At 55.7% G+C, this 22,395-nt stretch carries 19 protein-coding genes and 1 pseudogene; 8 read left to right on the plus strand and 12 right to left on the minus strand.

What is annotated here, in order from left to right; translation table 11 throughout:
* Window positions 1-10 precede the first annotated feature (10 nt).
* The 4 genes from ACL2XJ_RS27705 to ACL2XJ_RS27720 form a co-directional block, all read right to left on the minus strand.
* On the minus strand, window positions 11-511 hold the full coding sequence (locus ACL2XJ_RS27705) for a helix-turn-helix transcriptional regulator (protein WP_413726990.1): 501 nt from the start codon (window positions 509-511) through the stop codon (window positions 11-13).
* Window positions 512-537: 26 nt separating this feature from the next.
* Window positions 538-783 (minus strand): hypothetical protein, encoded by a 246-nt coding sequence (locus ACL2XJ_RS27710; protein WP_413726991.1) that lies wholly within the window; start codon window positions 781-783, stop codon window positions 538-540.
* A 620-nt stretch (window positions 784-1,403) separates the two neighbouring features.
* Complete coding sequence (locus tag ACL2XJ_RS27715; protein WP_413725221.1) at window positions 1,404-2,792, minus strand: MATE family efflux transporter; 1,389 nt, start codon at window positions 2,790-2,792, stop codon at window positions 1,404-1,406.
* On the minus strand, window positions 2,761-4,335 hold the full coding sequence (locus ACL2XJ_RS27720) for a Fic family protein (protein WP_413725222.1): 1,575 nt from the start codon (window positions 4,333-4,335) through the stop codon (window positions 2,761-2,763). Before ACL2XJ_RS27720 ends, ACL2XJ_RS27715 begins: the two co-directional genes overlap by 32 nt.
* A gap of 230 nt (window positions 4,336-4,565) precedes the next feature.
* Here ACL2XJ_RS27720 and ACL2XJ_RS27725 point away from each other — a divergent pair, with 230 nt between their 5' ends.
* On the plus strand, window positions 4,566-5,555 hold the full coding sequence (locus tag ACL2XJ_RS27725; protein WP_413725223.1) for a UV damage endonuclease UvsE: 990 nt from the start codon (window positions 4,566-4,568) through the stop codon (window positions 5,553-5,555).
* 138 nt (window positions 5,556-5,693) lie between these two features.
* Here the strand turns inward: ACL2XJ_RS27725 and ACL2XJ_RS27730 are convergent, their stop codons facing one another.
* Window positions 5,694-5,957, minus strand: coding sequence for a helix-turn-helix domain-containing protein (locus ACL2XJ_RS27730; RefSeq protein ID WP_413725224.1), 264 nt, complete (start codon window positions 5,955-5,957; stop codon window positions 5,694-5,696).
* A 109-nt stretch (window positions 5,958-6,066) separates the two neighbouring features.
* On the opposite strand from ACL2XJ_RS27730, the gene ACL2XJ_RS27735 reads away from it, so the two are divergent.
* Together ACL2XJ_RS27735 and ACL2XJ_RS27740 are read left to right on the plus strand one after the other, a co-directional pair.
* Window positions 6,067-6,297 (plus strand): helix-turn-helix domain-containing protein, encoded by a 231-nt coding sequence (locus ACL2XJ_RS27735; protein ID WP_132926860.1) that lies wholly within the window; start codon window positions 6,067-6,069, stop codon window positions 6,295-6,297.
* A gap of 92 nt (window positions 6,298-6,389) precedes the next feature.
* A complete protein-coding gene (locus ACL2XJ_RS27740) occupies window positions 6,390-6,608 on the plus strand; it encodes a helix-turn-helix domain-containing protein (RefSeq protein WP_132926858.1) in 219 nt (72 codons plus the stop codon).
* 69 nt (window positions 6,609-6,677) lie between these two features.
* Here the strand turns inward: ACL2XJ_RS27740 and ACL2XJ_RS27745 are convergent, their stop codons facing one another.
* Complete coding sequence (locus ACL2XJ_RS27745) at window positions 6,678-7,592, minus strand: SDR family oxidoreductase (RefSeq protein ID WP_413725225.1); 915 nt, start codon at window positions 7,590-7,592, stop codon at window positions 6,678-6,680.
* Between the two features lie 82 nt (window positions 7,593-7,674).
* On the opposite strand from ACL2XJ_RS27745, the gene ACL2XJ_RS27750 reads away from it, so the two are divergent.
* Window positions 7,675-8,283 (plus strand): TetR/AcrR family transcriptional regulator, encoded by a 609-nt coding sequence (locus ACL2XJ_RS27750; RefSeq protein ID WP_413725226.1) that lies wholly within the window; start codon window positions 7,675-7,677, stop codon window positions 8,281-8,283.
* 427 nt (window positions 8,284-8,710) lie between these two features.
* On the opposite strand, the gene ACL2XJ_RS27755 is transcribed toward ACL2XJ_RS27750, so the two are convergent.
* The 3 genes and pseudogenes from ACL2XJ_RS27755 to ACL2XJ_RS27765 all read right to left on the minus strand — a co-directional run bounded on the left by ACL2XJ_RS27755 (window position 8,711) and on the right by ACL2XJ_RS27765 (window position 11,794).
* Window positions 8,711-9,709: a zinc-dependent alcohol dehydrogenase family protein gene (locus ACL2XJ_RS27755; RefSeq protein WP_413725227.1), complete on the minus strand. Its 999-nt coding sequence runs from the start codon at window positions 9,707-9,709 to the stop codon at window positions 8,711-8,713.
* A gap of 140 nt (window positions 9,710-9,849) precedes the next feature.
* Window positions 9,850-10,251, minus strand: a pseudogene (locus tag ACL2XJ_RS27760) (nucleotidyl transferase AbiEii/AbiGii toxin family protein).
* Window positions 10,235-11,794, minus strand: a complete 1,560-nt coding sequence (locus ACL2XJ_RS27765; RefSeq protein ID WP_413725228.1) for an MFS transporter — start codon at window positions 11,792-11,794, stop codon at window positions 10,235-10,237. The pseudogene ACL2XJ_RS27760 and the gene ACL2XJ_RS27765 overlap by 17 nt, the downstream one beginning before the upstream one ends.
* A 103-nt stretch (window positions 11,795-11,897) precedes the next feature.
* Here ACL2XJ_RS27765 and ACL2XJ_RS27770 point away from each other — a divergent pair, with 103 nt between their 5' ends.
* Window positions 11,898-12,812 carry a LysR family transcriptional regulator gene (locus ACL2XJ_RS27770; protein ID WP_413725229.1) on the plus strand — a complete coding sequence of 305 codons (915 nt, stop codon included), beginning with the start codon at window positions 11,898-11,900 and terminating at the stop codon, window positions 12,810-12,812.
* Between the two features lie 73 nt (window positions 12,813-12,885).
* Entirely contained in the window at window positions 12,886-13,488 is a 603-nt protein-coding gene (locus ACL2XJ_RS27775) for a LysE family translocator (protein WP_413725230.1), read from the plus strand.
* 763 nt (window positions 13,489-14,251) lie between these two features.
* Here ACL2XJ_RS27775 and guaA read toward each other — a convergent pair.
* Both guaA and guaB read right to left on the minus strand, forming a co-directional pair.
* Window positions 14,252-15,829 carry a glutamine-hydrolyzing GMP synthase gene (guaA, locus tag ACL2XJ_RS27780; protein WP_132926791.1) on the minus strand — a complete coding sequence of 526 codons (1,578 nt, stop codon included), beginning with the start codon at window positions 15,827-15,829 and terminating at the stop codon, window positions 14,252-14,254.
* A 160-nt stretch (window positions 15,830-15,989) separates the two neighbouring features.
* The gene (guaB, locus tag ACL2XJ_RS27785; RefSeq protein ID WP_132926789.1) at window positions 15,990-17,453 is read right to left on the minus strand and encodes an IMP dehydrogenase; all 1,464 of its coding nucleotides are present in this window, start codon (window positions 17,451-17,453) and stop codon (window positions 15,990-15,992) included.
* Window positions 17,454-17,614: 161 nt separating this feature from the next.
* Between guaB and xseA the strand changes: the two genes are divergently transcribed.
* Window positions 17,615-18,985 carry an exodeoxyribonuclease VII large subunit gene (gene xseA, locus ACL2XJ_RS27790; protein ID WP_413725231.1) on the plus strand — a complete coding sequence of 457 codons (1,371 nt, stop codon included), beginning with the start codon at window positions 17,615-17,617 and terminating at the stop codon, window positions 18,983-18,985.
* A 78-nt stretch (window positions 18,986-19,063) separates the two neighbouring features.
* Here xseA and ACL2XJ_RS27795 read toward each other — a convergent pair whose 3' ends face one another.
* A complete protein-coding gene (locus ACL2XJ_RS27795) occupies window positions 19,064-20,287 on the minus strand; it encodes an MFS transporter (protein ID WP_413725232.1) in 1,224 nt (407 codons plus the stop codon).
* Between the two features lie 482 nt (window positions 20,288-20,769).
* On the opposite strand from ACL2XJ_RS27795, the gene ACL2XJ_RS27800 reads away from it, so the two are divergent.
* On the plus strand, window positions 20,770-22,389 hold the full coding sequence (locus ACL2XJ_RS27800) for a malate:quinone oxidoreductase (protein WP_413725233.1): 1,620 nt from the start codon (window positions 20,770-20,772) through the stop codon (window positions 22,387-22,389).
* Window positions 22,390-22,395: the final 6 nt, after the last annotated feature.

The raw sequence follows: 22,395 nt of genomic DNA on the forward strand, positions 1-22,395 counted from the left end.
GCCGGTAGCATCAGATCGTTAGGGGCGGCAATCGGCGAGTTTCTTTTGCCACATTGACCTGCATCGCTACCTCCGCCAGTTCCAGCATATCTTGCGCCAAGCGGTAGTTTCCCCTGCCCTGCAACCAAGACAAAATATCCGTCAGGTGCCAAATCGATGCGCTGCCTTCATGGACCGGCGCCGGAAAATTACCCGGATGGGCCAGCATCAGCTTGCGCATATTCTGCCTCGACACACCTACAATCTCCGCCGCATCTGTCAGTCCCACCAGATCCGGCGCCGCTTCGATAAGCGTCGCCGAGGGTACGGCGCGACGAACATCCGCCAGCGCACTGCGTACGGCGGCCTCGGCATTCCCGGCTTCTCGTGTGAATTCCAGCGCCAGCCTGCCCGGCAACCCTATGCCCACCAGAGCATCGTCGCAGCCGGCTTCACCCAGACGTTCGACAATCGCATCCGTTTCGCAGTCCTCAGCGGCAAGCTGGTATTTTAAGGTAAAGGTGTATTCCATCATTTCTCCTTGTCGTCAGGATCACGCTATTTGCGATGCTTTGTGCAGTTATCCACAACCCTGCGCAGGGCGCGAGCATGGTTGCCGGGATTCTTCGGCGTGCTCCAGACGCTGGTAATGCAAAACTCTCCGCAGCGACACTCATTTTCATTATAAGGGCAGTAGATCTTCCCCCATGCATGACTGCCGCCAACATCGATTCGCCAACGTTGTTCTTCAGCATATCTGAGCACCTCTTCCACCTCTTTCTTCGAATGCGAGGGACGGGTCATCATTGACCTCCAGAATAGATTTTTGCCGTTGAGTTGTCAAGTGACAACTCTATTATCTTGGACTTGCCTATAAAGACGTCTCAGCACGAGTCCGTAAGTAATAATCTCCGGCAACGGCGTTTACCATGAGTTCCGGCAGCCGATCAGGTCTTTAGCAATGCTGGAAGCACTGTTGCAAAATTTTCCCGCGACTGGGCAGAAAGTGAGATTGTTCAACCAGATGACGATAAGCATGGGGGATTTTCATTCAGGGCTTGGTGGATTGTAGGCAGACCAGCGGGGCAATTTAATGCTTAGAGTAGCCCGCACTTTACCGGAAATCGGCGATAGCTCATATTGATGCAAAATGATTCCCGGTTCGTTCATAGCGTGCCCTCCGGCATTTCTCTCTGGTACGCATGAGCCCCCGCCACCGTGGCCTCAATGGAAGGCCGCATCAGAACCCGCCCTATCCACCGTTGTGGAGATAAAGGGTCTATTTCTCTCACGCAATAGCAGCCGAACCTTTTGCGCATACGACGAGCGCGGGTACTCCAACAACACGATCTCGTTCATGACGAACCTTTTCCCCATGATATTGCTAGCGGGGTAACTCTATTCGTCGTCATCTTTGCCGAGCGCTAATCGACGTGAAGCGGCGGCGGCGCCCGGTCATCCCAATCGGCGCCGATGCGCGGATATAACCAGGCAAGGCAGATGCCGCGCGCCACCATGAACAACAGGAAAGCGCCCCAAAGCCCATTATTGTGCGCGACCGGGATCAGGAGCCAAGCCGCGGCCAGGAACACGGCGAGCGACAGAATCATGCTGTTGCGCAGTTCGCGCGCGCGAGTGGCGCCGATAAAGATGCCGTCAAACTGGAAGCCCCAGACCGAAGCGACCGGCAGCGCGATCACCCAGGGTAGGTAGGCCTTGGCCACGGCGCGCACCGGCTCTTGGTTGGTCAGCCCGTCAATCATCATCGGTCCGACCGCGACATAGGCGAGCGAAAATCCGAGCGCCCCAATCGCGGCCCACAACAAGGAAATGCGGCTCGCCGCCCTAAGCGACGCCCGGTCGCGGGCACCGACCGCGAGTCCCACCAGCGCCTCCGCCGCATAGGCGAAGCCGTCGAGCCCGAAGGCGGTGAAAGTCTGGAAGTTAAGCAGCACGGCATTGCCGGCCAGCACTTTGTCGCCGAGCCCGGCGCCGAGGCGTGCGAAAAGCGCGGTGACGCCGATGATGCAGATGGTGCGCAGGAAAATGTCACGGTTGATGCCGAACAGCCTGAGCAGGGGTTCTCGCGCCCAGAGCGCCGCCTGAACGAGCCGCGGTAGCCCGCGCGGGCTGAGGCGCTTGAGCACAAGGAGGCCCAGGACCAGTCCTATGCCGTCGGCGAGCGCCGTCGCCGCCCCGATGCCGCCGACACTGAGGTGTGCGCCATAGACCAGGCCGATGGCAAAGCCCATGTTGAGGAAGTTCAGCACCAGTTGCAGGACGAATCCCAGCCTGGCTCGCTGGCGACCGATCAGGTAGCCCAGCACGACCGTATTGCCGAGCGCCGCCGGAGCCGACCAGATGCGTGCGTCGCAGTAGATGCGCGCCGCACGCTGCACCTCGGCACCACCGCCGAGCAGGTGGAGCGCGCCCGTGAGCAGCGGCCGCTGCACCGCCAGGATGACGAGGCCCAGCAACACCGCCAGCAACAGCGCCCGTACTTGCACGATCCGGGCCTCAGTATCGTCTCCGGCGCCTACCGACTGGCCAACCAGCCCGGTCGTCGCCATGCGCAGAAAGCTCAGGCCCCAGATCATGGCATTAAAGACCAGCCCCCCCAGCGCTACGCCGCCAAGCGCCGCCTGGTCGGGGAGATGACCGGCGACGGCAGTGTCCACCGCGGACAGCAGCGGCACCGACAGATTAGCCAGCATTATCGGCACGGCCAGGGCCACAATCCGCCGGTGCCAACCGGGTGTCGCTCCAGCTATGCCGCCGTTATCATTGATTCGCGCCACTGTTTTCACCATCATTCTGCCCGGCGGACATGACCTTATTGTCCTCAAATGCAGACCGCACAGCCTCCACGACATGCTGCGCCGTAAGCTCATCCTCCAATCGCGGATACTCCGCTTTCAATTTACCGGATACCCGCCAGCCGTTTTGTTTGATAGAACGGATAATCCTGTTCGCGTCCTGGCTTGGCATTTCAATGACATCCTTAAGGCTTTCCTGCGCGAGCTGAAAGGTGGCCAATTCCCTGGCCTCGTCTGCCATCTCATATCTTACCGTATGCTCAATCACCCGCGCGGTGAACAGCACATGCTCGGTCAGATCCGGATAGCGCCAGGCAAAACAAGCGTCCTCATAGTCATCGAAAATAAAGTTGCTGCGGGTACCATCGTCGCATGCCACCACTTCACCAAACCGGTAAGCCGTTGCATAGCGCCGCATAAACGGGCGGGAAAACACCTCGAGCGTGCGATTGTAAGCCGCGCGGAAATGGGGAGAACTAATGATAGTGGCCGATACAGGCAGAATGATGCCGTCAGGGATCGCCCTGTCGCGTACCAGTGCGTCATTTATCAGAAAACGGTGGATCCGGCCATTGCCGTCTCTCATTGGATGGATATAGACAAAAGCAAAGGCCAACGCCCCGGCACGCACCACAGGCTCGGCCCCTCGGGTCGCAACTTCAAATGCTTTGAGGCCCTCCAGCATGACACCCGCTTCCTCGAAGTGGGGGGCAATATAGTGGACAATGTTTTGACGCAGGGTGGACTGCCCGACAAACACCGGCGAACGACGCAGGCCCAGTCCCACGGCATCCCGGCCCAAAATGCCGGCTTGCAAGGTATATAAACTGCCGCTACCCAGTGGGTCTTCAATGTGGCCGCAATATTGTTCAATAACATGGGCGAACCGCTGGATCCGATCGGTATGGTCAGACTCCTTTTCGATCAAAAAGCTTGCACGGGACTCATTAAACGTCAGCCATCCGGCGGTACGCATCAGCAGATCGGCGCCAAATGCTTTGTCAAATTCAGCCAGCGCGGCAGCGAGATCAAAATCCAACGCATTTTGGAGCGCTGTAGTACGACGAATCAAAGGGCAGAACGAAGCCGTTCCCGGCAGATTATTATTGATTCGCCAGCGCCTCTCGCGCAGCGGTTCGACCCTGGTGAAATAGTCTAGACCGGAGATCGCATCGATATATTTGCCGTTGGTCAGGTCCGGCACATCCAGCCGCGTTCCGGTCAGCCACTCGTATAGAAAACCCGTACGGCGCGCATACTGGCCGAAAGGCTCGCGTCGGCACCATGCCGCGATAGGCTCGGGGCCGATGGCGGCAAACAGGCGGGCAAAGAACTCCAAATGGATCTCTTCGTATTTGAGCCCGAATTCGAAATGCCCCGCGAAGTCATCCGCCGGCCGGTAGCTGGCCGGATACTGATTTTTTATCAGTCCGCCCTCAACCTGAAGGACGCGCCCCGTACCAGTAGTTGACTCGACACGCAGCGGTTGCGCCAACATGATGCCGTTAAGCCGTTCCAATACCTTGAAGCCAACCTGCATAAGATAAAATCCTGTATTTTGGCCGCGAAAATGATACTGAAATCATAAAATACCAGGAAAACGATAACATGAGAGCGGTTAAAAGGCTATCGGAACAACGAAACCGATACTGGATGATGGTTTTTAAGCGAAAATAATACTCTCTAACGCTGAAACCAAGCGCAGCTGTCTGGGAGGCAAAATCTCAGTGAGCCGTTACACTGGTAGAAACCGCATTTAAGGGAGGTATTATGAAGCTTGGATTCGCCTGTAAATATTTTTCTTCAGAAGCAGTACAGCCATTCCCCTTTAAATCCCCAACGCGTAAACGATTTTTAACGTTGGACAATGATAAAAAGCTCGATTTTCTTTGGGAAAGTTCGAGAGAAAACCTAACCAACCTGCTGTTGATTTTTGAGCAATTGGCTTTACTTCCTAATAATCTGAGAATGATGAGGATAGGGAGCGATTTGCTGCCATTATATACCGTCCCCGAAGCCACTGTGCTTTACAAGGAAATTTCACCCGATTTATATCCTTTTTTTAAGAACTGCGGGAATTTTGCAAAGCAGAACGATATTAGATTATCCTTTCACCCCGGACAATACACCGTACTGGCATCAGACAACCCATCGGTAGTGGAAAGGTCTATTGAAGACATCGAATACCACGCGCTCTGCGCGAAATCGATGGGGTATGGCAAGCATTTTCAGGACTTTAAAATAAATATCCATATGAATGGGAAAAAAGGCTTTGCCGGCTTCAAAAACGCGTTCCTAAAGCTCAGTCCTGAAGCAAGGTTGATGTTGACGGTGGAGAATGACGAGATTTCCTGTTCAGTGGATGACGTATTACAGGCAACATCCTTATGCCCCATTGTATTGGACATTCACCATCACTGGGTAAAGGAAAATGAATTCATCAAACCTGAGGATGACCGTATTAAATTAATAAAAGAATCATGGCAAGGAGTAAAGCCTGTGCTGCATTATTCTGTTTCTCAGGAAGGTTTGATCCCGGAGCACGGCTTTCCCGATCAAAATACGCTGGGCTTGTCAAAATCCATATTACGCGCTCATTCAAATTACTATTTTAATGATACGCTGAATGACTGGGCTTTATCCTTTGACGATTTCGATATCATGTGTGAAGTGAAAATGAAAAATCTCGCCAGGGAAAAATTGTATCAGTACGCATTGCTGAATAAAACAATGCCGGCAAATTCATCCTTAGGCTTATAGCGTACCGGGCACTGGTTTATGACGCGTCCCCTCGTCGTGATGGACGAGCATTGACACGCCTGTTGCCCCGATGCGCAACGGCTGTACCGGCATGATGCCGTAAACAACGTACAGCCGACCTGTAATAGAGGGAATGATTTACGTGGCAGTATTGTGACCTTCCGGCGCTGCCACACTGGCCTGTTTATCTTTTTTCATTTGATAGCGGGAAGGCCAGATCTCTTCCGGTCGTTTTCCTATCACATCTGCAATAAGGCGTTCTCCCTTTGGCCAGTGTCTGGTCAACGTATTCGCCAGCGTAGACGAAGCCAGCCCCGCCGAGCGCGAAATCGCAGCCATCGTCGTCCCTTTCTTCTTTATTCCTGCAACAATATCAGCTAGGTGCCAGTCTTGGTCGTTCATGTGATCTCTCTTCGTCATGTTGACTATGAGTCACAATTATACCACAAGAATTTACGGTTGTGACTAATAATCCGTGGACTGATAGGCATCAAAATACAATGCTTATCCCATGAAAAGATCTGACCCAACAAGAGTCCTGCTAGGACGACATGTCAAAAAACTCAGATTACAAGCTGGTCTGTCTCAGGAAGCCTTTGCGGATCTATGCGGGCTCGATCGTACCTACATCAGCGGTATTGAACGCGGTGTAAGAAACCCCACGCTGGAAGTCCTCGCTATCATTGCTGCCGCATTACATATCGATTTGATTACGCTGTTCAATTTTGATGGTTGCGACTGAATTCACGCCATTAGCAGTCTATTGTTAAACCATCTTCATTTGTGACTCATCGTCCGTGGTCTGATAAGCAACAAAAGATAATGCTTAACGGCATGGAAAAATCTAAAGACATTACTGCCCTCTTCGGGCAACGTATTAAAGCACTTCGCTTGCAGGCGGGACTTTCGCAGGAAGCCTTCGCCGACAAGTGCGGGCTTGATCGCACTTATATCAGCGGGATTGAGCGGGGTGTGAGAAACCCGACGCTGGAGGTGATAGTTGTGATTGCTGGCGGACTGGGTATTGAATTGGTAACGCTGTTCGATTACTGAATTTGTACCGTTTCCTGACATTGAGCCTTGAGCCGGCTATTTTGTAATCGTACTGATGTCCGCTCTGATTCATTCAAACACGACGCCGGCCAATTCCTCGGAAACCGTCCACAAGCGTGCTGCGGTCTCGACGTCCAGCGCCTGACGCGGAATCTTCGCTACCGCTGGAAATCCGCGCATTTCATTTATCTTGTCCGGTCCGTAGTACACGCCGCCCTTGGCGGCGGGCGCCGTAGCAGCATAAAGCGTCGGCAGCGCGCCTTGGGCCGCGGGCTGGAACATGAACCACAGGTACTTGCGCATCAGGCCGAAGACGCTGCTCGCCCCGGCCCCATTGGGAAGCAGATCCGTGCGCGAGATGCCAGGGTGCGCGGGGATGCTGGCGATGCCCCAGCCGGCCGAATCACTCTGCCGCTGGAGTTCCAGGGCAAACATGAGACAGGCAAGCTTGGACTGGCTGTAGACCCGCATAGGCTTATAGTCTCGCTCGGCCTGCAGGTCGTCGAAATTGATCGCGCCATCGCGCGCGGCGATGCTCGAGAGCGTCACGACGCGCGGGCTTTTGCCCTTGCGCAACAGAGGCAGCAAGTGCGCGGTCAGCGCAAAATGACCGAGATAATTGGTGCCGAATTGCAATTCGATATTATCCTCGGTGACCCTGCGCTGCGGCGGGGTCATGACGCCTGCATTGTTGATAAGGATGTCCACGCTGCCAAGGGTGGAGCGCAGACGCGAACCAAAGGCGGCCACCGACTTGAGGCTGGCCAGATCGAGTTCTTCGAAGCGCACGGTGGCATGGGACACAGCCTGGCGAATACGCGCCACCGCGTCCTTGCCTTTGGAATGATTGCGTCCGGCGATGATCACATCCGCACCGGCGCGAGCAAGCGCAAAGGCGTCTTCAAAGCCGAGGCCGCCGGTGCCGGTGATGATTGCCGTGCGTCCGCGCTGGGACGGAATATCCGATGCAGTCCAGTTGCTCATGTTTCTTGCCCTTAAGTTTGCTTTTTAGTACACTAGGTGCATAAATTAATGCACTAAGTGCAATATTGCAAGGCAATTTTAAGTGACGTTGAAAAACACAGGGGGCCAGCCTGTGCGCCCAGGCCTGCGCGAACAAAAACAGCGTGAAACCCGATTACGCATCGCAAACACAGGCCTGAAGCTATTTCTGGCCAACGGCTACGAGGGGACGACGCTCGATGCCATTGCCGAGGAGGCGGGCATCTCGCGCCGCACGTTCTTCTCCTATTTCAAGTCGAAGGAGGACATCTTGCTGACGTGGCAGGAAGGCGCATGGGATGCAATGCGAGCGGAACTGCTGAAAGTCTCACCTGACGAAACGCCGTTGGATGCCGTGCGCAAAACGCTGATAACCGATGTCTCGCGCTACGAATCAGATCAAATGATTGCCATTGATCGGGTGATGCGTGCGAGCGAAACACTCAAGGTCCGTAAACAAGCTGCCTACGCGGCGCAGGAAAATGCGCTCTATACCACGCTGTGCGAGGTCTGGCGACAGCCGCAACGCCGCCAGGCGCTGCGCGTCGTCGCGATGGTATCCGTCGGCGCTATGCGGCTGGCCATTGAAGCTTGGTCCAACCAACGTGGCGAGCGGCCAGTGGCGGAATTCCTCGAGGAAGCCTTCGCGAATGTGAAGGCGGTGGTGAGATAAAAAATCACGGCATCGTCCATGTGCCGCTGCGTGTCGATAAGCGACTCGCACCCTGCCCCGCTTTTCAAGTGTGGCAAGATCATCCGGTTGCGCGTGCCTGCGCTGTTTTAATCCGACAGCGACCGGGACCACTGTAATCACTGTGATGAGTACATCCGCAGCCACCCATGCGGTGGAGACAGGCGCGTTTCACAGCGATGTGGGGCCGCTGGATATACTGCGCGTCCTTTCCGGCGTGGCGACCATCAGAGTGAGCGAAACTGGAAGCGTTCGGCGGTTCGGATGGTTGACCTTTTGCTCGCAGGCATGTCGGCAACGACTCCCGGCCCCGGCGATTCAGCCAATGCTAATGGCGAACCGACCCGATCAAGTTGACCGTCCGGCACGGCGAGGCGGTCGGGTCGGTTACAGCTCAGAACCGTATACGTCAGACAGTTACAACGATCTTGCCCACTTGATTGTTCGATTCCATATAGCGGTGGGCTTCTACGATTTCGTCGAAGCGAAACGTCCTATCGATAAGGGGCTTGAAAGCGCCGGATGCGAGATGATCGAAAATATACTGCTTCGCTTCTTGAAGATCTTTATGCTGCGCCAGTTCCACAACCACATAGGCCCGGACGGTAAGGTACTTGGCAAGGGCCGTGGACAGCGGATAAAGCGTTTGCTCAGATGCCAACACCCCGTATTCGACGATGATTCCCTTATGGGCCGCAGCCGCGGCGAGCGACGCCAGCATCTTGCCTCCGATGGGATCGAAGCTGACGCGGGCGCCTTTGCCGCTGGTGATTTCATTGACTCTACCGGCCAGGTCTTCCTCATCAGTGACGATGACGTGATCGGCGCCCAGTTCGTGGAGTCGGGCTTTCTTGGCTGCAGTTCGGGTGACGGCGATGCTGGTGCCGCCCTGCGCTTTAACCATCTGGATGGCGGCCACCCCTACGCTGCTGCTGGCTGCGGTGATGATGACAAAGTCCCCTTTACTTACCCGGCCTAGCCAGATAAGCGCACCATACGCAGTTAAATATTGCATCCAGATGGATGCTCCTTCTTCGTACGAGAGAGTGGCCGGGTAGACAGCAATTGAACGAAAGGGAACGACGGCAACTTCGCCATAGACGCCATATCCATTCAGGCTGCAGGTTCCCGGTACAGTGCTGACGGTTTTACCTATCCAGCTCGAATCGACGCCTGGTCCCACGGCTTCAATGATGCCGGAAGCCTCATAGCCGTTTTTGGAAGGAAGAATCGGCGTTTCCATATATTGCCCGGATCGGTACATGACCTCCGCACGATTCAGTCCAAGCGCTTTAACTCGCAGACGCACTTCGTTTTCACCAGGTTCGGGCAGGGGGAGCTCGTCAAACTGCAGGACTTCAGCGCCTCCGGTCTTATGAAAGCGAACAATCTTGACGGTATTAGACATGTAATACTCCTGGGTTCAAGAATTCTTTTGAATGGGATCGGCCTGAACGTTCTTTTGTCAGCTCCAATCATTGTGACACCTGTTCATGTACTGAGGTGTGACGGTATCACCTCTATTCAGGTGGCCGAATTCACTGCGTGCTACTTCAGCCAGTCCCTAAGTACCGTTTCCAGCTTATCCAGCGCCTCGGCGCGCTTACTTTCTGACATCCGACCGATGTTCTGTAGCTTCCATTTTACTGCGGGCAGGTGTTGAATCTGGCTTTCTGGCGCTAGCGATCCAAGGCGGCGCAAAGCTTGCCACCATAAAGATCGGCCGGGGAAACCACCTGAATGGAGGCAAAACCAAACTCATCCTGTACCGCGTCGACTGTGTCGCGATCTATAGGCCAAATCGATATCCACCGAAAGACGGGGGAAGTCGCGTACAAACAAATTGATTGCGGTCCCCCCTTTTAGCGCAAAACAGCGCTCCTTTGCCACTGCCGGCACCGCATTTATCAAGTCGGCAACATCAAAGACGCGGTCAGGAGTTCGATGTATGCGCCAAATCCCCCGCACGTCCTGACCCGCGTAGCGCTATAAAGATGACAATGGCGGTGATTGCCGTTACTGCCGAAAGCACTTCGAGCAGGATGCTGAACGCGCTCTGGTAAATTCCGGTCAGCACCTTAAGCGAGGAAGCCCCGAGAATGGCCCCCGCCCCCGCCAGATCGCCGCCAACCAGGTGCTGTGCGGCCTCACTTGCTGACGAAGAAGCGTCCGGTAGGATGTTAAGCCGCGAGACAAGCAGTGCAACGAGTAACGCGTTCACAATGGCAAGTGCGACGCCTTCACCCGCTACGCGGGTCGTGTTAAAAATCCCCGTTGCCATGCCGGCGCGTTCGCGAGGTACGACACTGAGGGCGAGCCCGTCCATCAGTCCCCATGGAAGACTGATACCCATGCCGATTATCAGCAGCGGAGAGACGAGCGCCAAACCGGCCTCGCCGTCCTCCCAGCGGCTGAGCCATAAGAGGCCACAAGCCGATACCAGCAGCCCTGCTCCGCAGAGCGTGGCGGAGGAGAGCCATCGCGTGAGGAAGCTTGCGGCCAGCGGAAGGACCAGCAGCGGACTGCAGAGCGCCATCATGATCCATCCGACCTTCAGTTCAGTCATGCCATTGATGCCGACGAGCCTGACGGGAAGAAGCACCAGCAGGACGACAAAGGCATAGGCGGGCGCCGAGGCCAGCAGTTGTACAGCCACGAAGCGCGGAATGCGAAAAAGCGAGAGATCGAGCATTGGCCGCCTTGCATTGCTTTCAACGAAGACGAAAACAGCACCCAGAATCAGTGCTCCAACCAAAGAAACGACCACCGGCGTTTCCATCCAGCCCACCGTAGGCGCAACCAGTATTCCGTTAGTGAGGAAAGCCAACGCGGCGGTAAAGGTGAACGCACCTTTCCAATCGAGGCCGGCGGCGTTGGGATCACGGGAGTCCCGCACCACGCTTGAGCCGAGAACGAACGCCGCCCCGGCGATGATTGCCACCAGAAAAAAGATTGAGCGCCACCCGAAGGCTTCAATCAGCAGTCCTGAACTTACCGGCCCGAAGGCCAAACCGATGCCAAAGCTCGTGCCGACAAGACTGAAAGCCCTCATGGCGGATGGGCCGTGGAACTCCTGCGCAAGCGCCGCCATCACGCCGGAGAATGCCAGCGCCGACGCGACGCCCTGGGCTGCGCGCAACACATCGACGACGAGTAGGTTTGGCGAGAAGGCAAGCGCGACCGAGAAGATACACAGGGCGCAGGCCCCGAAAAGGAAGATCTTTTTCCGTCCGAAGGTGTCGGCGAGCGCTCCGGCGGCCATCAGACAACTGCCGAAAGTAAGCATGAAGGCATTGGAGATCCAGGCCAGTTCAATAGAACGGCCTGCCAGCGCTCGGCCTATCGCCGGAATGGCCACGGCCGGCCCCGTGAAAGCGAGAGGGTTGGCCACCGCAACCAGGCTGGCGGTCAGGAGTACCAAGGCCTTTTGAAGCGCGCCTCGTGAAGTCCGGTTAGTGTCCAAAGAAACCTCGTTGATGATACTAATGTGCATTCATTGAGCTAAGTTGCCCAATATGATTCAATGGGGAGTTTAATCGAAACATTGGCGAATAAGCGTCGCCAGAGCGGCGACGCTTATGAGGCGAGGATATGGGATGAGAGGCACCAACACCGGAGATATCGTCGCCTTCACGACGGCAGTCAAAACCGGCAGCTTCGCCGATGCCGGCCGCGGGCTGGGTCTGTCCCGTTCCGCGGTAGCGAAGGCTGTCGGCCGTTTGGAAGCGAGGCTGGGTGTCCGGCTTCTCAACCGGACCACGCGGGCCTTCAGCGTTACCGAGGAAGGCCAGCGATTCTACGAGCAGTGTATTGCCATCCTTGACGATCTTGAAGCCGCTGAGAACAACGCCGCAGGACGCGATGCCAAGCCGAAAGGAACCTTGCGAATCACGGCGCCTGGCGCCTACGGGCAATTACACGTGATGCCTGTCGTACGACGCTTCCTCGCGGATTGGCCCGAAGTCTCCGTCGAACTGAGCCTGACAGACCGCGTCGTGGATATCGTGGAGGATGGCTTCGACCTGGCCATCCGGATCGGCGGCCTTGAAAACACCCCGCAAGATCTGATCTCGCGCGGCATAAAGCGCTATCCGACGATCTTCTGTGCCTCGCCTGAATACCTGGCCTTGCGCGGCGCGCCGGAAACGATTGAGTCCTTGCGCGATCATACATGCTTGTTCTACTTCGCTTCGAAGGCCCGGGCCACCAGCCAGCACTCTTGGCGTGTAAGGGGCCCGGACGGATCGTGGCAATCGATCTCCGGCAGGCAACGTTTCGTGTCGGACCGGGGCGAAGCGCTGCTGGAGGCGGCCCTGTTTGGAATGGGCATCGCGTATCTGCCTGCATTTCTTTTCGAACCTCATGTCGAAGCAGGACGGCTCATAAGGGTGTTGCCCCAGTACCAAACAGAGGAAGTGCCAATCTCGGTTCTATATCCCTCGAAGCGCTACCTACCCGCGAAAGTGCGCGCCTTCATCGATGCGTTGGTGGATGCGTTTGAATCATCCTAACGTCCGCTCCCGCCGCTAAGCCCTCGTTGATATACTGGCAGCGCTAAAACATATCATTTACAATCCGAAGAATATGGCAATCAACTTTTTTGGCTTTATGCCTGCATTACTGCCTGTCGCCCTTTCCCCCGGGGCAAGCTTCACTCTTGTCATGAGCGGCGCTCTCGCCGGCGGACGCAGTGGGCTTTTTAGGACGCTGGCCGGAACGGCTTTGGGCATATACACGCACGCGCTTCTTATCGGGCTCGGAATAACCGCTGTCATTGTCTCGTCTCCAGCGATTTTTGGTGCACTGAAAATTGCCGGGACAGTCTATCTCCTTTGGTTAGGATTAATGCTCATCGTCAGCGGCATTAAATCAAAGCGTACCGAACTCACCATCAAAATCACTTCGATTACAATAAAACAGGCCTGGCTGGCTAACGTTCTGAATCCTAAGGCCATCATGTTCTATCTGACAGTGGTTTCACAATTTGCCGGAATAGATGGCGGCATCAGCAACTATCTGACTCTTGCTTCCGTGCATGTGGGGGTTATGAGCATCTGGCTTATCGCCATCAGTCATGCACTCATTTTCTCAGCTAAAAAAACCGATCCATTACTGCTGAAAAAATACGTCAACATCGCTGGCGGGCTCCTACTGATTATTTTTTCATTACACAGCATAATAAGATGAGGGTTCGGGCCGGGAACAAGGAATGCTTGACGGGTAACGCTTTTTATTCAAAACAGGACCACCCAGCAGACGCAAAATAGGTTATATTGCCTGTTATTCAAATAAGAGATTTGCTTGCATGTTAAATGATATTCGCACACCATTAATGTTTGTACTTATCGCTCTTATTATCAGTATTAAAAAAAGTGGCATAAATAAAAGAACTTATTATATAGTTATCGCACTTTCGCTCTTGGGTAATTTTCTTAATTTATTGTCGATTGAAAGCTTAAGTGCTGTTAATATCACATTACATGGCCTTATTGATTATTTTATCTCTACGGCCATAACGCTAATTATTTCGCTAATGATCTTATTGATAGTTCACTTACTTAAAAAGGTAAATGAAAATTATGAATAATGGTAATATTCCACCCAGCGATCAAAAAATCATGAACAACCTATGCCACAGGTGCCGATGAGGCCAACCCAGCTACATCAAGTCCCTTCGCTCAATATTCCTGGGGGAATGCCTTCTGAACAATGGAGGGATAATTTAAGGCCTTAATTCAGACTTTATACCAATAGTAACAGGAACATTATTTTATGATCCCATGGTAATGACCTACCTGTTATTTATCTACTGGTTTAGACCTAATAAAATCCCGTTAATTTAGTCCAACACGCCATCATCCATATTATTATTTTCCAAAATAAAAAACCCGCATCTATTTAGCGGGTTTTTTATCAAATTAACGCCATTTATAACCGACGAGCTATTAACTCACTCCCACTCTATCGTCGCCGGCGGTTTACCCGATATATCGTAAACCACCCGTGAAATCCCATCTATTTCATTAATGATCCGATTGGACACCCGGCCCAAAAACTCATACGGCAGATGCGCCCAGTGGGCGGTCATAAAGTCGATAGTTTCCACCGCGCGCAGGGAGACCACCCAGTCATACTTGCGGCCGTCGCCCATCACGCCCACCGAACGCACCGGCAGGAACACGGTAAACGCCTGGCTGACCTTATTGTAGAGGTCCGCTTTATGCAGCTCTTCGATAAAAATCGCATCGGCGCGGCGCAAAAGGTCGCAGTATTCTTTTTTCACCTCCCCCAGCACCCGCACGCCGAGGCCCGGGCCAGGGAACGGGTGGCGATAAAGCATATCGTAGGGCAGTCCCAGCTCAAGGCCTATGCGGCGCACCTCGTCCTTGAACAGCTCTTTGAGCGGTTCCACCAGCCCCAGCTTCATCTCTTTCGGCAGGCCGCCGACGTTGTGGTGGGATTTGATGACATGGGCCTTGCCGGTGGCGGAGGCGGCGGATTCAATCACGTCGGGATAGATAGTGCCCTGGGCCAGCCATTTGACGTCGGTCTGTTTGCCGGCTTCCTCATCGAACACTTCCACAAACACCCGGCCGATGGTTTTGCGTTTGGTTTCCGGATCGGCGATACCGGACAGGGCGCTGAGAAAACGCTCCTCCGCCGGGACATGGATAATATTCAGGCCATACTTCTCGCCGAACATCTCCAATACCTGGGCGGCCTCGTTCAGCCGCAGCAGTCCGTTATCCACAAATACGCAGCTCAGGCGATTGCCGATGGCGCGGTGCAGCAGCATGGCGGTGACCGACGAATCCACCCCGCCGGACAGTCCCAGGATCACATGATCGTCGCCGATTTGCCGGCGTAGGCGGCTGACGGCATCTTCGATAATCTTGTCCGGCGTCCACAACGCCTCGCAGCGGCAGATATCCTTGATAAAACGTTCCAGGATCCGCTGGCCCTGGCGGGTATGGGTGACTTCGGGATGGAACTGCACGCCGTAGAACCGTTTTTCCTCGTCGGCCATGATGGCGAACCGGCAGCTCTCCGTGCTGGCGACGGTGACGAACCCCGCAGGGATGTCGGTGACCTTGTCGCCGTGGCTCATCCAGACATCCAGCAGCGGCTTGCCGTTGACGCTGAGGGAATCCTTGATGTCCCTTATCAGGGCGCTGTCGTTTAACACCTCAACCTGGGCATAGCCGAATTCGCGCTCATGAGAGCCTTCCACCCGGCCCCCCAGCTGCATGGCCATGGTCTGCATGCCATAACAGACGCCCAGCACCGGGACGCCGGCCTGGTAAACATACTCCGGCGCAACCGGACTGTTATGTTCGGTGGTGCTTTCAGGGCCGCCGGAAAGAATAATGCCGCTGGGTTCGAAGGCGCGGATTTGCGCTTTTGTCACGTCCCAGGCCCAGAGTTCGCAATAGACGCCCAGCTCGCGCACGCGGCGGGCGATAAGTTGGGTGTACTGCGAACCGAAGTCCAGAATCAGAATGCGATGTTTATGGATATTATCTGTCATAGAAGGCGTATTCCAAGAGCGGTGGTCAAAATACAACACCACCCGGCCGCGGCCGGGAAGAAAAAATCAGGGATGGCCAATCCTCGGCCATCCGACGCAACGGGCGGCGCACCAGGGAGATAATGCACTATTACCGCCCGCAGCGCACCGTCCGGCGCGTTTAGCCCATGCGGTAATTCGGCGATTCTTTGGTGATGGCGACGTCGTGGACGTGGCTTTCCTGAATGCCGGCGCCGCTGATGCGGACAAATTCGGCCTTGGTGCGCAGTTCGTCGATGGTGGCGCAGCCGGTGAGTCCCATGCAGGAGCGCAACCCGCCCATCTGCTGATGCACTATCTCTTTCAGGCGGCCTTTGTAAGCCACCCGCCCTTCTATGCCTTCCGGCACCAGTTTATCGGCGGCGTTGTCGGTCTGGAAATAGCGGTCGGAGGAACCTTTGGACATGGCGCCCAGGGATCCCATGCCGCGATAGGATTTAAACGAACGGCCCTGGTAGAGTTCGATTTCGCCGGGGGATTCCTCGGTACCGGCCAGCAGCGAGCCCACCATGACGCATGAGGCGCCGGCGGCAATGGCTTTGGCGATATCGCCGGAGTAACGGATGCCGCCGTCGGCGATAACCGGAATACCGGTGCCTTCCAGCGCTTCCACCGCATCGGATATGGCGGTGATTTGCGGTACGCCGACGCCGGTAACGATACGGGTGGTGCAGATGGACCCCGGCCCGATACCCACTTTAACCGCGCTTACGCCCGCTTCCACCAGCGCGATGGCGCCGGCGCCGGTGGCGATATTGCCGCCGATAATCTGCAAATCGGGATATTTTTCACGGGTGGCGCGAATGCGCTGCAATACGCCTTCGGAATGGCCGTGGGAGGAATCGATGAGCAGCACGTCGACACCGGCGGCCACCAGCGCGTCGATACGCTCTTCATTACCCGCGCCCGCGCCCACCGCCGCGCCTACGCGCAGCCGGCCGTGCTCATCTTTGCAGGCATTGGGCTTGCGTTCCGCTTTCTGAAAATCTTTTACCGTGATCATGCCCAGCAAATGGAATTGTCCGTCCACTACCAGCGCTTTTTCTACACGCTTCTCGTGCATTTTTTGCAGCACGACTTCGCGGGCTTCGCCCTCTTTCACCGTCACCAGACGTTCCTTCGGCGTCATGACCGCGGTGACCGGCTGGGAAAGATCGGTGACGAACCGCACATCGCGGCCGGTGATGATGCCCACCAGTTCGTTGTCATCGGTGACCACCGGATAACCGGCGAAACCGTTGCGGGCGGTCATTTCCTTGACCTGGGACAGGGTGGTTGACGGGGTGACGGTCTTGGGATCGGTCACCACGCCGCTTTCATGTTTTTTCACCCGGCTGACTTCCTCAGCCTGGCGCTCGATGGACATGTTTTTATGGATAAAGCCGATACCGCCCTCTTGGGCCAGTGCGATAGCCAGGGGCGCTTCGGTAACGGTATCCATGGCCGCGGAGAGCAGCGGAATGTTGAGACGGATTTTTTTGGTCAGTTGGGTTCCCAGCTCGGCGGTGTTGGGCAGAACCGTGGAATGTGCAGGTAAAAGGAGGAGATCGTCGAAAGTCAGGGCTTCTTTTGCGATACGTAACATAGCAATATCTCACCAGGGTGGATGTATAAAATATTGCCGTGGCATTATACAGAACGTAAACGGTTGCCTCCAGCTATTTTTTTAAAAAAACCTTGATAACCGGCCAGCGTTAAGTAATATCAACCGATTAAGTCTTTTTTAACAAAGTTGATCCAGCTCACATGTCTGCACCCGCCTCGTCACTGATTTTTACCGTTTCCCGCCTGAATCAACAGGTGCGTGAACTGCTGGAAAGCGAGATGGGCCAGATCTGGCTAACCGGCGAGATATCCAACTTTTCCCAGCCCGCCTCCGGCCATTGGTATTTTACCCTGAAAGACGATCGCGCCCAGGTGCGTTGCGCTATGTTCCGCAACGGCAACCGGCGGGTGACCTTCGCCCCGCGCAACGGGCAGCAGGTATTGGTGCGGGCTTCGTTGACGCTGTATGAACCCCGCGGCGACTACCAGCTGATTGCCGAGAGCATGCAGCCGGCCGGCGACGGTTTGCTGCAGCAGCAGTTCGAACAGCTCAAGCAGCGGTTATCGGCGGAAGGACTGTTCGATCAGATCCATAAACAGCCGTTGCCCAGCCCGTCCCGGCGGGTTGGCGTCATCACCTCAGCCAGCGGCGCGGCGCTGCACGATATTCTGAACGTCCTGCGCCGGCGGGATCCGTCGCTGCCGGTGGTGATCTACCCAACGCCGGTACAGGGACAGGACGCGCCCGCGCAGATCGTGCGGGCCATTGAAACCGCCAACCGCCGGCGGGAGTGCGATGTGCTTATCGTCGGCCGCGGCGGCGGTTCGCTGGAAGATTTATGGAGTTTTAACGACGAACGGGTGGCGCGGGCCATTTTTGCCAGCATATTGCCGGTGGTGAGCGCCGTCGGACACGAAACCGATGTGACCATTGCCGATTTTGTCGCCGATCTTCGTGCGCCTACCCCCTCGGCGGCGGCGGAGCTGGTGAGCCGCAATCAGTTGGAGCTGGTGCGCCGGTTGCAGTCGCAGCAGCAGCGGCTGGAAATGGCGATGGATTATTATCTGGCCCAGCGCCAGCAGATTTTTACCCGCCTGCAGCACCGCCTGCAGCAGCAGCATCCCCATTTGCGGCTGGCGCGCCAGCAAACCACGCTGGTCAAACTGCGCCGCCGGCTGGACGACGGCGTACAGGCGCAGCTACGGCTGGCGCAGCGCCGCCATGAGCGGGTGCAGCAGCGGCTGGGCCAGCAATCGCCGCTGCCGCGCATCGGCCGGGTGCAGCAGCAATTGCAGGCGCTGCAATATCAGCTGCAGCAGGCCATGACCCGCCGGTTGAATCAGCAGCAGCAAAAATTCGGCATGCTATGCTCGCGGTTGGAAGGCGTCAGCCCGCTGAATACGCTGGCGCGCGGTTTCAGCGTTACCACCGGCGCCGATGGGGCGCTGATTAAACGCACCGGGCAGTTACAGCCCGGCGATGCCCTGACCACCCGTCTGCAGGATGGCTGGGTGGATAGCCAGGTGGTTCGCATTACGCCGTCGAAGAAGACCGCCGGTAAAAACCGCTAGCCGCCGACACCTGCCGGCCATTGTCCCGGAGATTGCCGGAAGGGACGCGATTAGCATGTTCCGGCTTCGGACACATCTTTACCGCTCGGGAGCTGACCGTGCCGCCGAGTGGGCAAAAACGTTATACAACGCCCCGATAAACAGCAATACGCAGGTGCCGAGAAATACCGGCCGCATGCCGAAATGGCCGCCGACAACGCCCCCCAGCAGCGGGCCCGCCACCTGGCCGACATATTGCGACGAGGTGGAATACCCCAGGATTTTGCCGGCAATCCTGTCCGGCACGTTGTGGCGGATGACGCTGGCGATACAGGGCAACAGCCCTCCTAATGCCAGTCCCATGAAAAACCTCAGCACCACCAGTTGCCAGCCCCGGCTGACAAATGCCTGGGGAATCAGCAAAACCGCCGCCGCCAGCAGGCAGCCGATGATCACATTCCAATGACCGCTGCGGTCGGCCAGCTTGCCCAGCCAGGATGCTGACAGAATGCTGCCCAGGGCCGCAGCGGACATGGCGAATCCCGCCACCAGGGTCACCTGTGAAAATGGCACCAACTGCCCCACGTAAAGGGTAATGATAGGCTCGATGGACATATTGGCGATCATCAGCAGCGCACCGGTAATCAGCATGGCGATAACGGGTTTGCTCATGCGCGCCGCGCCGGCGGGCGCCGGTTCGGCAGCCCGTTTTTTTGCCGCGCCCGGCTCCTCCTTTAATAAAAAAGTGGTGGCGAGGAAAGCGATGAATATTGCCGCCCCGGCGGCGATAAACGTCCCGCGGATGCCAATCAGCGGCGGCAGAGTGCCCCCTATCAGCGGGCCGGCGAAATTACCGGCCATGATGCCGGATGACATTATCCCCAGCGCCCAGCCGGTGCGGGCTTTCGGCGTTTGGGTCGCCACCAGGATCATGGAACCCGAGGCATAGCCGCCCAGCAAGCCGGCGAGCAAACGCAGCGCCACCAGCTGCCAGACGCTTTGCGCCATGCCCAGCAACGTCATGGCGACGGCCATCCCGAGGCTCGCCCGGATCAGCATCAATTTACGCCCGTATCGATCTCCCAGGCGGCCCCACAGCGGCGCGGTAAACGCCGCGCTGAAAAATGTGGCGCCATAGGCTACCCCGGACCATTGGCTGATGGCCGCATGTCCCGTTGCCCCCAGTTGCTCCACGTACAAAGGCAGGAAAGGCAGCAATAGCGTCATGGCGATAATGGTGGTAAAGGAGCCGAAAACACAAACAAATAAATTACGCTGCCAGTAGCGACTACCGTCAGCGATATCCACCGAGGCATTAACCATGATAATTCCTTTAACCGCCAAAATACTCAGGCAATATCCGCTTATTCATAAGAGATTTATAGCCATTAGAAGCAAAAATAATACCAATCAAATACCAATGAAAACAACTTCTACCGTCGGGGTAAAAAAATCTTAAAAGACGAGCTGCTCTTTATTTCCGGATTAGAGACGATACGGTTGCTCATTGTATATTCTGCGGCAGATTCATCCTAAAAACGCTTTTATATCATCATAAAAAGAGAGTAACGATTTGTTAATGAAAGGTTATATTTTGCTAAATTCTTAATATTACGCTTTAAAAACAATCAGATAACAGGCATAAGCGTTAATTATCTTAACCAGGCGATAACATCACTTTTTGGTTTACATGCGGATGTCCGACTAATAGAATCGGGTTTGAATAGCAGACAGTATTGGGCCAAAAGCAACCTCAATAATATTGCCCTGCCGTATACTTACTTTTATATATAGAGACACTGCGCATGAAAGAGCATTTCGTCGCGGGCCTTTGCATGAGTCTGTTGGCGTCTGCCCAACGGCAAAAGGCTGCGAACAACGCCCCGGTGGATGTTGTCCTTATCGGCGGCGGCGTCATGAGCGCCACCCTAGGCACGCTTATCAGGGAACTTGAGCCGGACTGGTCTATTCATCTGTACGAGCGCCTGGATAAACTCGCCCAAGAAAGCTCAGACGGCTGGAATAATGCCGGCACCGGCCATGCGGCATACTGCGAATTGAATTACACGCCGGAACAGGCAGACGGATCCATTGATATTTCCAAAGCTGTTTCCGTCAACGAATCATTTGAAATTTCCCGGCAATTCTGGGCTTATCTGGTTAAAAACCAGCGGGTGGGCGCGCCGGAAACCTTCATTAATAATGTCCCGCATATAAGTTTTGTCTGGGGCGAGGAAGATGTGAATTTCCTGCGCAAACGCTATGAGACATTACAGCAAAGCACCCTGTTTAAAGGCATGGAATATACCGAAGACAGCCATGTCATCAAACAATGGGCGCCCGCGATTATGGAAGGCCGCGATCCCTTTCAGAAAGTGGCGGCTACCCGGATGGCGATGGGCACCGACGTCAATTTCGGCGAACTGACCCGCCAGATGCTGGCGTCGCTGGCGCAACGGGGCGGATTTGATTTGCACCTTAAGCATGAGGTGGTAAACATAACGCGCCGGGAGGATGCGACCTGGGAGATATCCGTCGCCGATTTGAACAATGGCGGCAAACGCTCCAGCGTCCGCGCCCGCCACGTATTTATCGGCGCCGGCGGCGCGGCTCTTACGCTGCTGCAAAAATCGGGCGTTCCGGCGGCAAGGGGTTATGCCGGATTTCCGGTGGGGGGCAAATTCCTGGTGACCACCCGGCCCGATATCGTCAATCAACATCAGGCAAAAGTTTATGGCAAAGCCTCGGTGGGCGCCCCGCCGATGTCGGTGCCGCATATCGATACCCGCATGCTGGACGGGCAACGTTCCCTTTTGTTTGGGCCTTATGCCACCTTCAGCAGTAAATTTCTCAAGCAGGGGTCGTGGTTCGATCTGTTTTCGTCGCTGAACCGGCATAATCTGCTGCCCATGCTCCGCGTCGGCTGGGATAATCTGAATCTGCTGCGCTATCTGATAAGCCAGGTACTGATGTCGGATTCCAAACGCCTGGAGGCATTGCAAGCCTATTATCCCGGGGCCCGGCTGGAGGACTGGCAATTAATCGATGCCGGCCAGCGGGTACAAATCATCAAAAAAGACCCGGTCAAGGGCGGTATTCTGCAGTTCGGCACCGAGATGGTCAGCGCGGAAGACGGATCGCTGTCGGCGCTGCTCGGGGCATCGCCGGGGGCGTCTACCGCCGCGCCAATCATGCTGGAACTGCTGAACAGCATGTTTAAATCCAGGGCGGCTTCGCCGGCCTGGCGCGACCGGCTGCAAGAGATCATTCCCTCCTATGGCCGGTCTCTGAACGGCGATGGGGAGTTGACCGATCGGATCCATGCCTATACCAGCCGCGTTTTACAACTGCACCTTGCAAAAAACCGGCCGCAAGCCGAGCAGGCGTCGGCCAAGGCATGGGAAGCGTTGCCCAAGGTCATCTGAACCGGC

Source organism: Sodalis sp. RH16 (assembly GCF_047324245.1).
Taxonomy (GTDB): Bacteria; Pseudomonadota; Gammaproteobacteria; order Enterobacterales; family Enterobacteriaceae; genus Acerihabitans; species Acerihabitans ligni.

Coding starts and splice junctions, on each gene's coding strand:
- ACL2XJ_RS27725 (WP_413725223.1), top strand. CDS start 4,566: ATGAAGCTTGGATTCGCCTGTAAATATTTTTCTTCAGAAGCAGTACAG.
- ACL2XJ_RS27740 (WP_132926858.1), top strand. CDS start 6,390: ATGGAAAAATCTAAAGACATTACTGCCCTCTTCGGGCAACGTATTAAA.
- guaA (WP_132926791.1), bottom strand. CDS start 15,829: ATGACAGATAATATCCATAAACATCGCATTCTGATTCTGGACTTCGGT.
- ACL2XJ_RS27770 (WP_413725229.1), top strand. CDS start 11,898: ATGAGAGGCACCAACACCGGAGATATCGTCGCCTTCACGACGGCAGTC.
- ACL2XJ_RS27735 (WP_132926860.1), top strand. CDS start 6,067: ATGAAAAGATCTGACCCAACAAGAGTCCTGCTAGGACGACATGTCAAA.
- ACL2XJ_RS27775 (WP_413725230.1), top strand. CDS start 12,886: ATGGCAATCAACTTTTTTGGCTTTATGCCTGCATTACTGCCTGTCGCC.
- ACL2XJ_RS27705 (WP_413726990.1), bottom strand. CDS start 511: ATGGAATACACCTTTACCTTAAAATACCAGCTTGCCGCTGAGGACTGC.
- ACL2XJ_RS27795 (WP_413725232.1), bottom strand. CDS start 20,287: ATGGTTAATGCCTCGGTGGATATCGCTGACGGTAGTCGCTACTGGCAG.
- guaB (WP_132926789.1), bottom strand. CDS start 17,453: ATGTTACGTATCGCAAAAGAAGCCCTGACTTTCGACGATCTCCTCCTT.
- xseA (WP_413725231.1), top strand. CDS start 17,615: ATGTCTGCACCCGCCTCGTCACTGATTTTTACCGTTTCCCGCCTGAAT.
- ACL2XJ_RS27800 (WP_413725233.1), top strand. CDS start 20,770: ATGAAAGAGCATTTCGTCGCGGGCCTTTGCATGAGTCTGTTGGCGTCT.
- ACL2XJ_RS27755 (WP_413725227.1), bottom strand. CDS start 9,709: ATGTCTAATACCGTCAAGATTGTTCGCTTTCATAAGACCGGAGGCGCT.
- ACL2XJ_RS27730 (WP_413725224.1), bottom strand. CDS start 5,957: ATGAACGACCAAGACTGGCACCTAGCTGATATTGTTGCAGGAATAAAG.
- ACL2XJ_RS27710 (WP_413726991.1), bottom strand. CDS start 783: ATGACCCGTCCCTCGCATTCGAAGAAAGAGGTGGAAGAGGTGCTCAGA.
- ACL2XJ_RS27715 (WP_413725221.1), bottom strand. CDS start 2,792: ATGATGGTGAAAACAGTGGCGCGAATCAATGATAACGGCGGCATAGCT.
- ACL2XJ_RS27765 (WP_413725228.1), bottom strand. CDS start 11,794: ATGCACATTAGTATCATCAACGAGGTTTCTTTGGACACTAACCGGACT.
- ACL2XJ_RS27745 (WP_413725225.1), bottom strand. CDS start 7,592: ATGAGCAACTGGACTGCATCGGATATTCCGTCCCAGCGCGGACGCACG.
- ACL2XJ_RS27720 (WP_413725222.1), bottom strand. CDS start 4,335: ATGCAGGTTGGCTTCAAGGTATTGGAACGGCTTAACGGCATCATGTTG.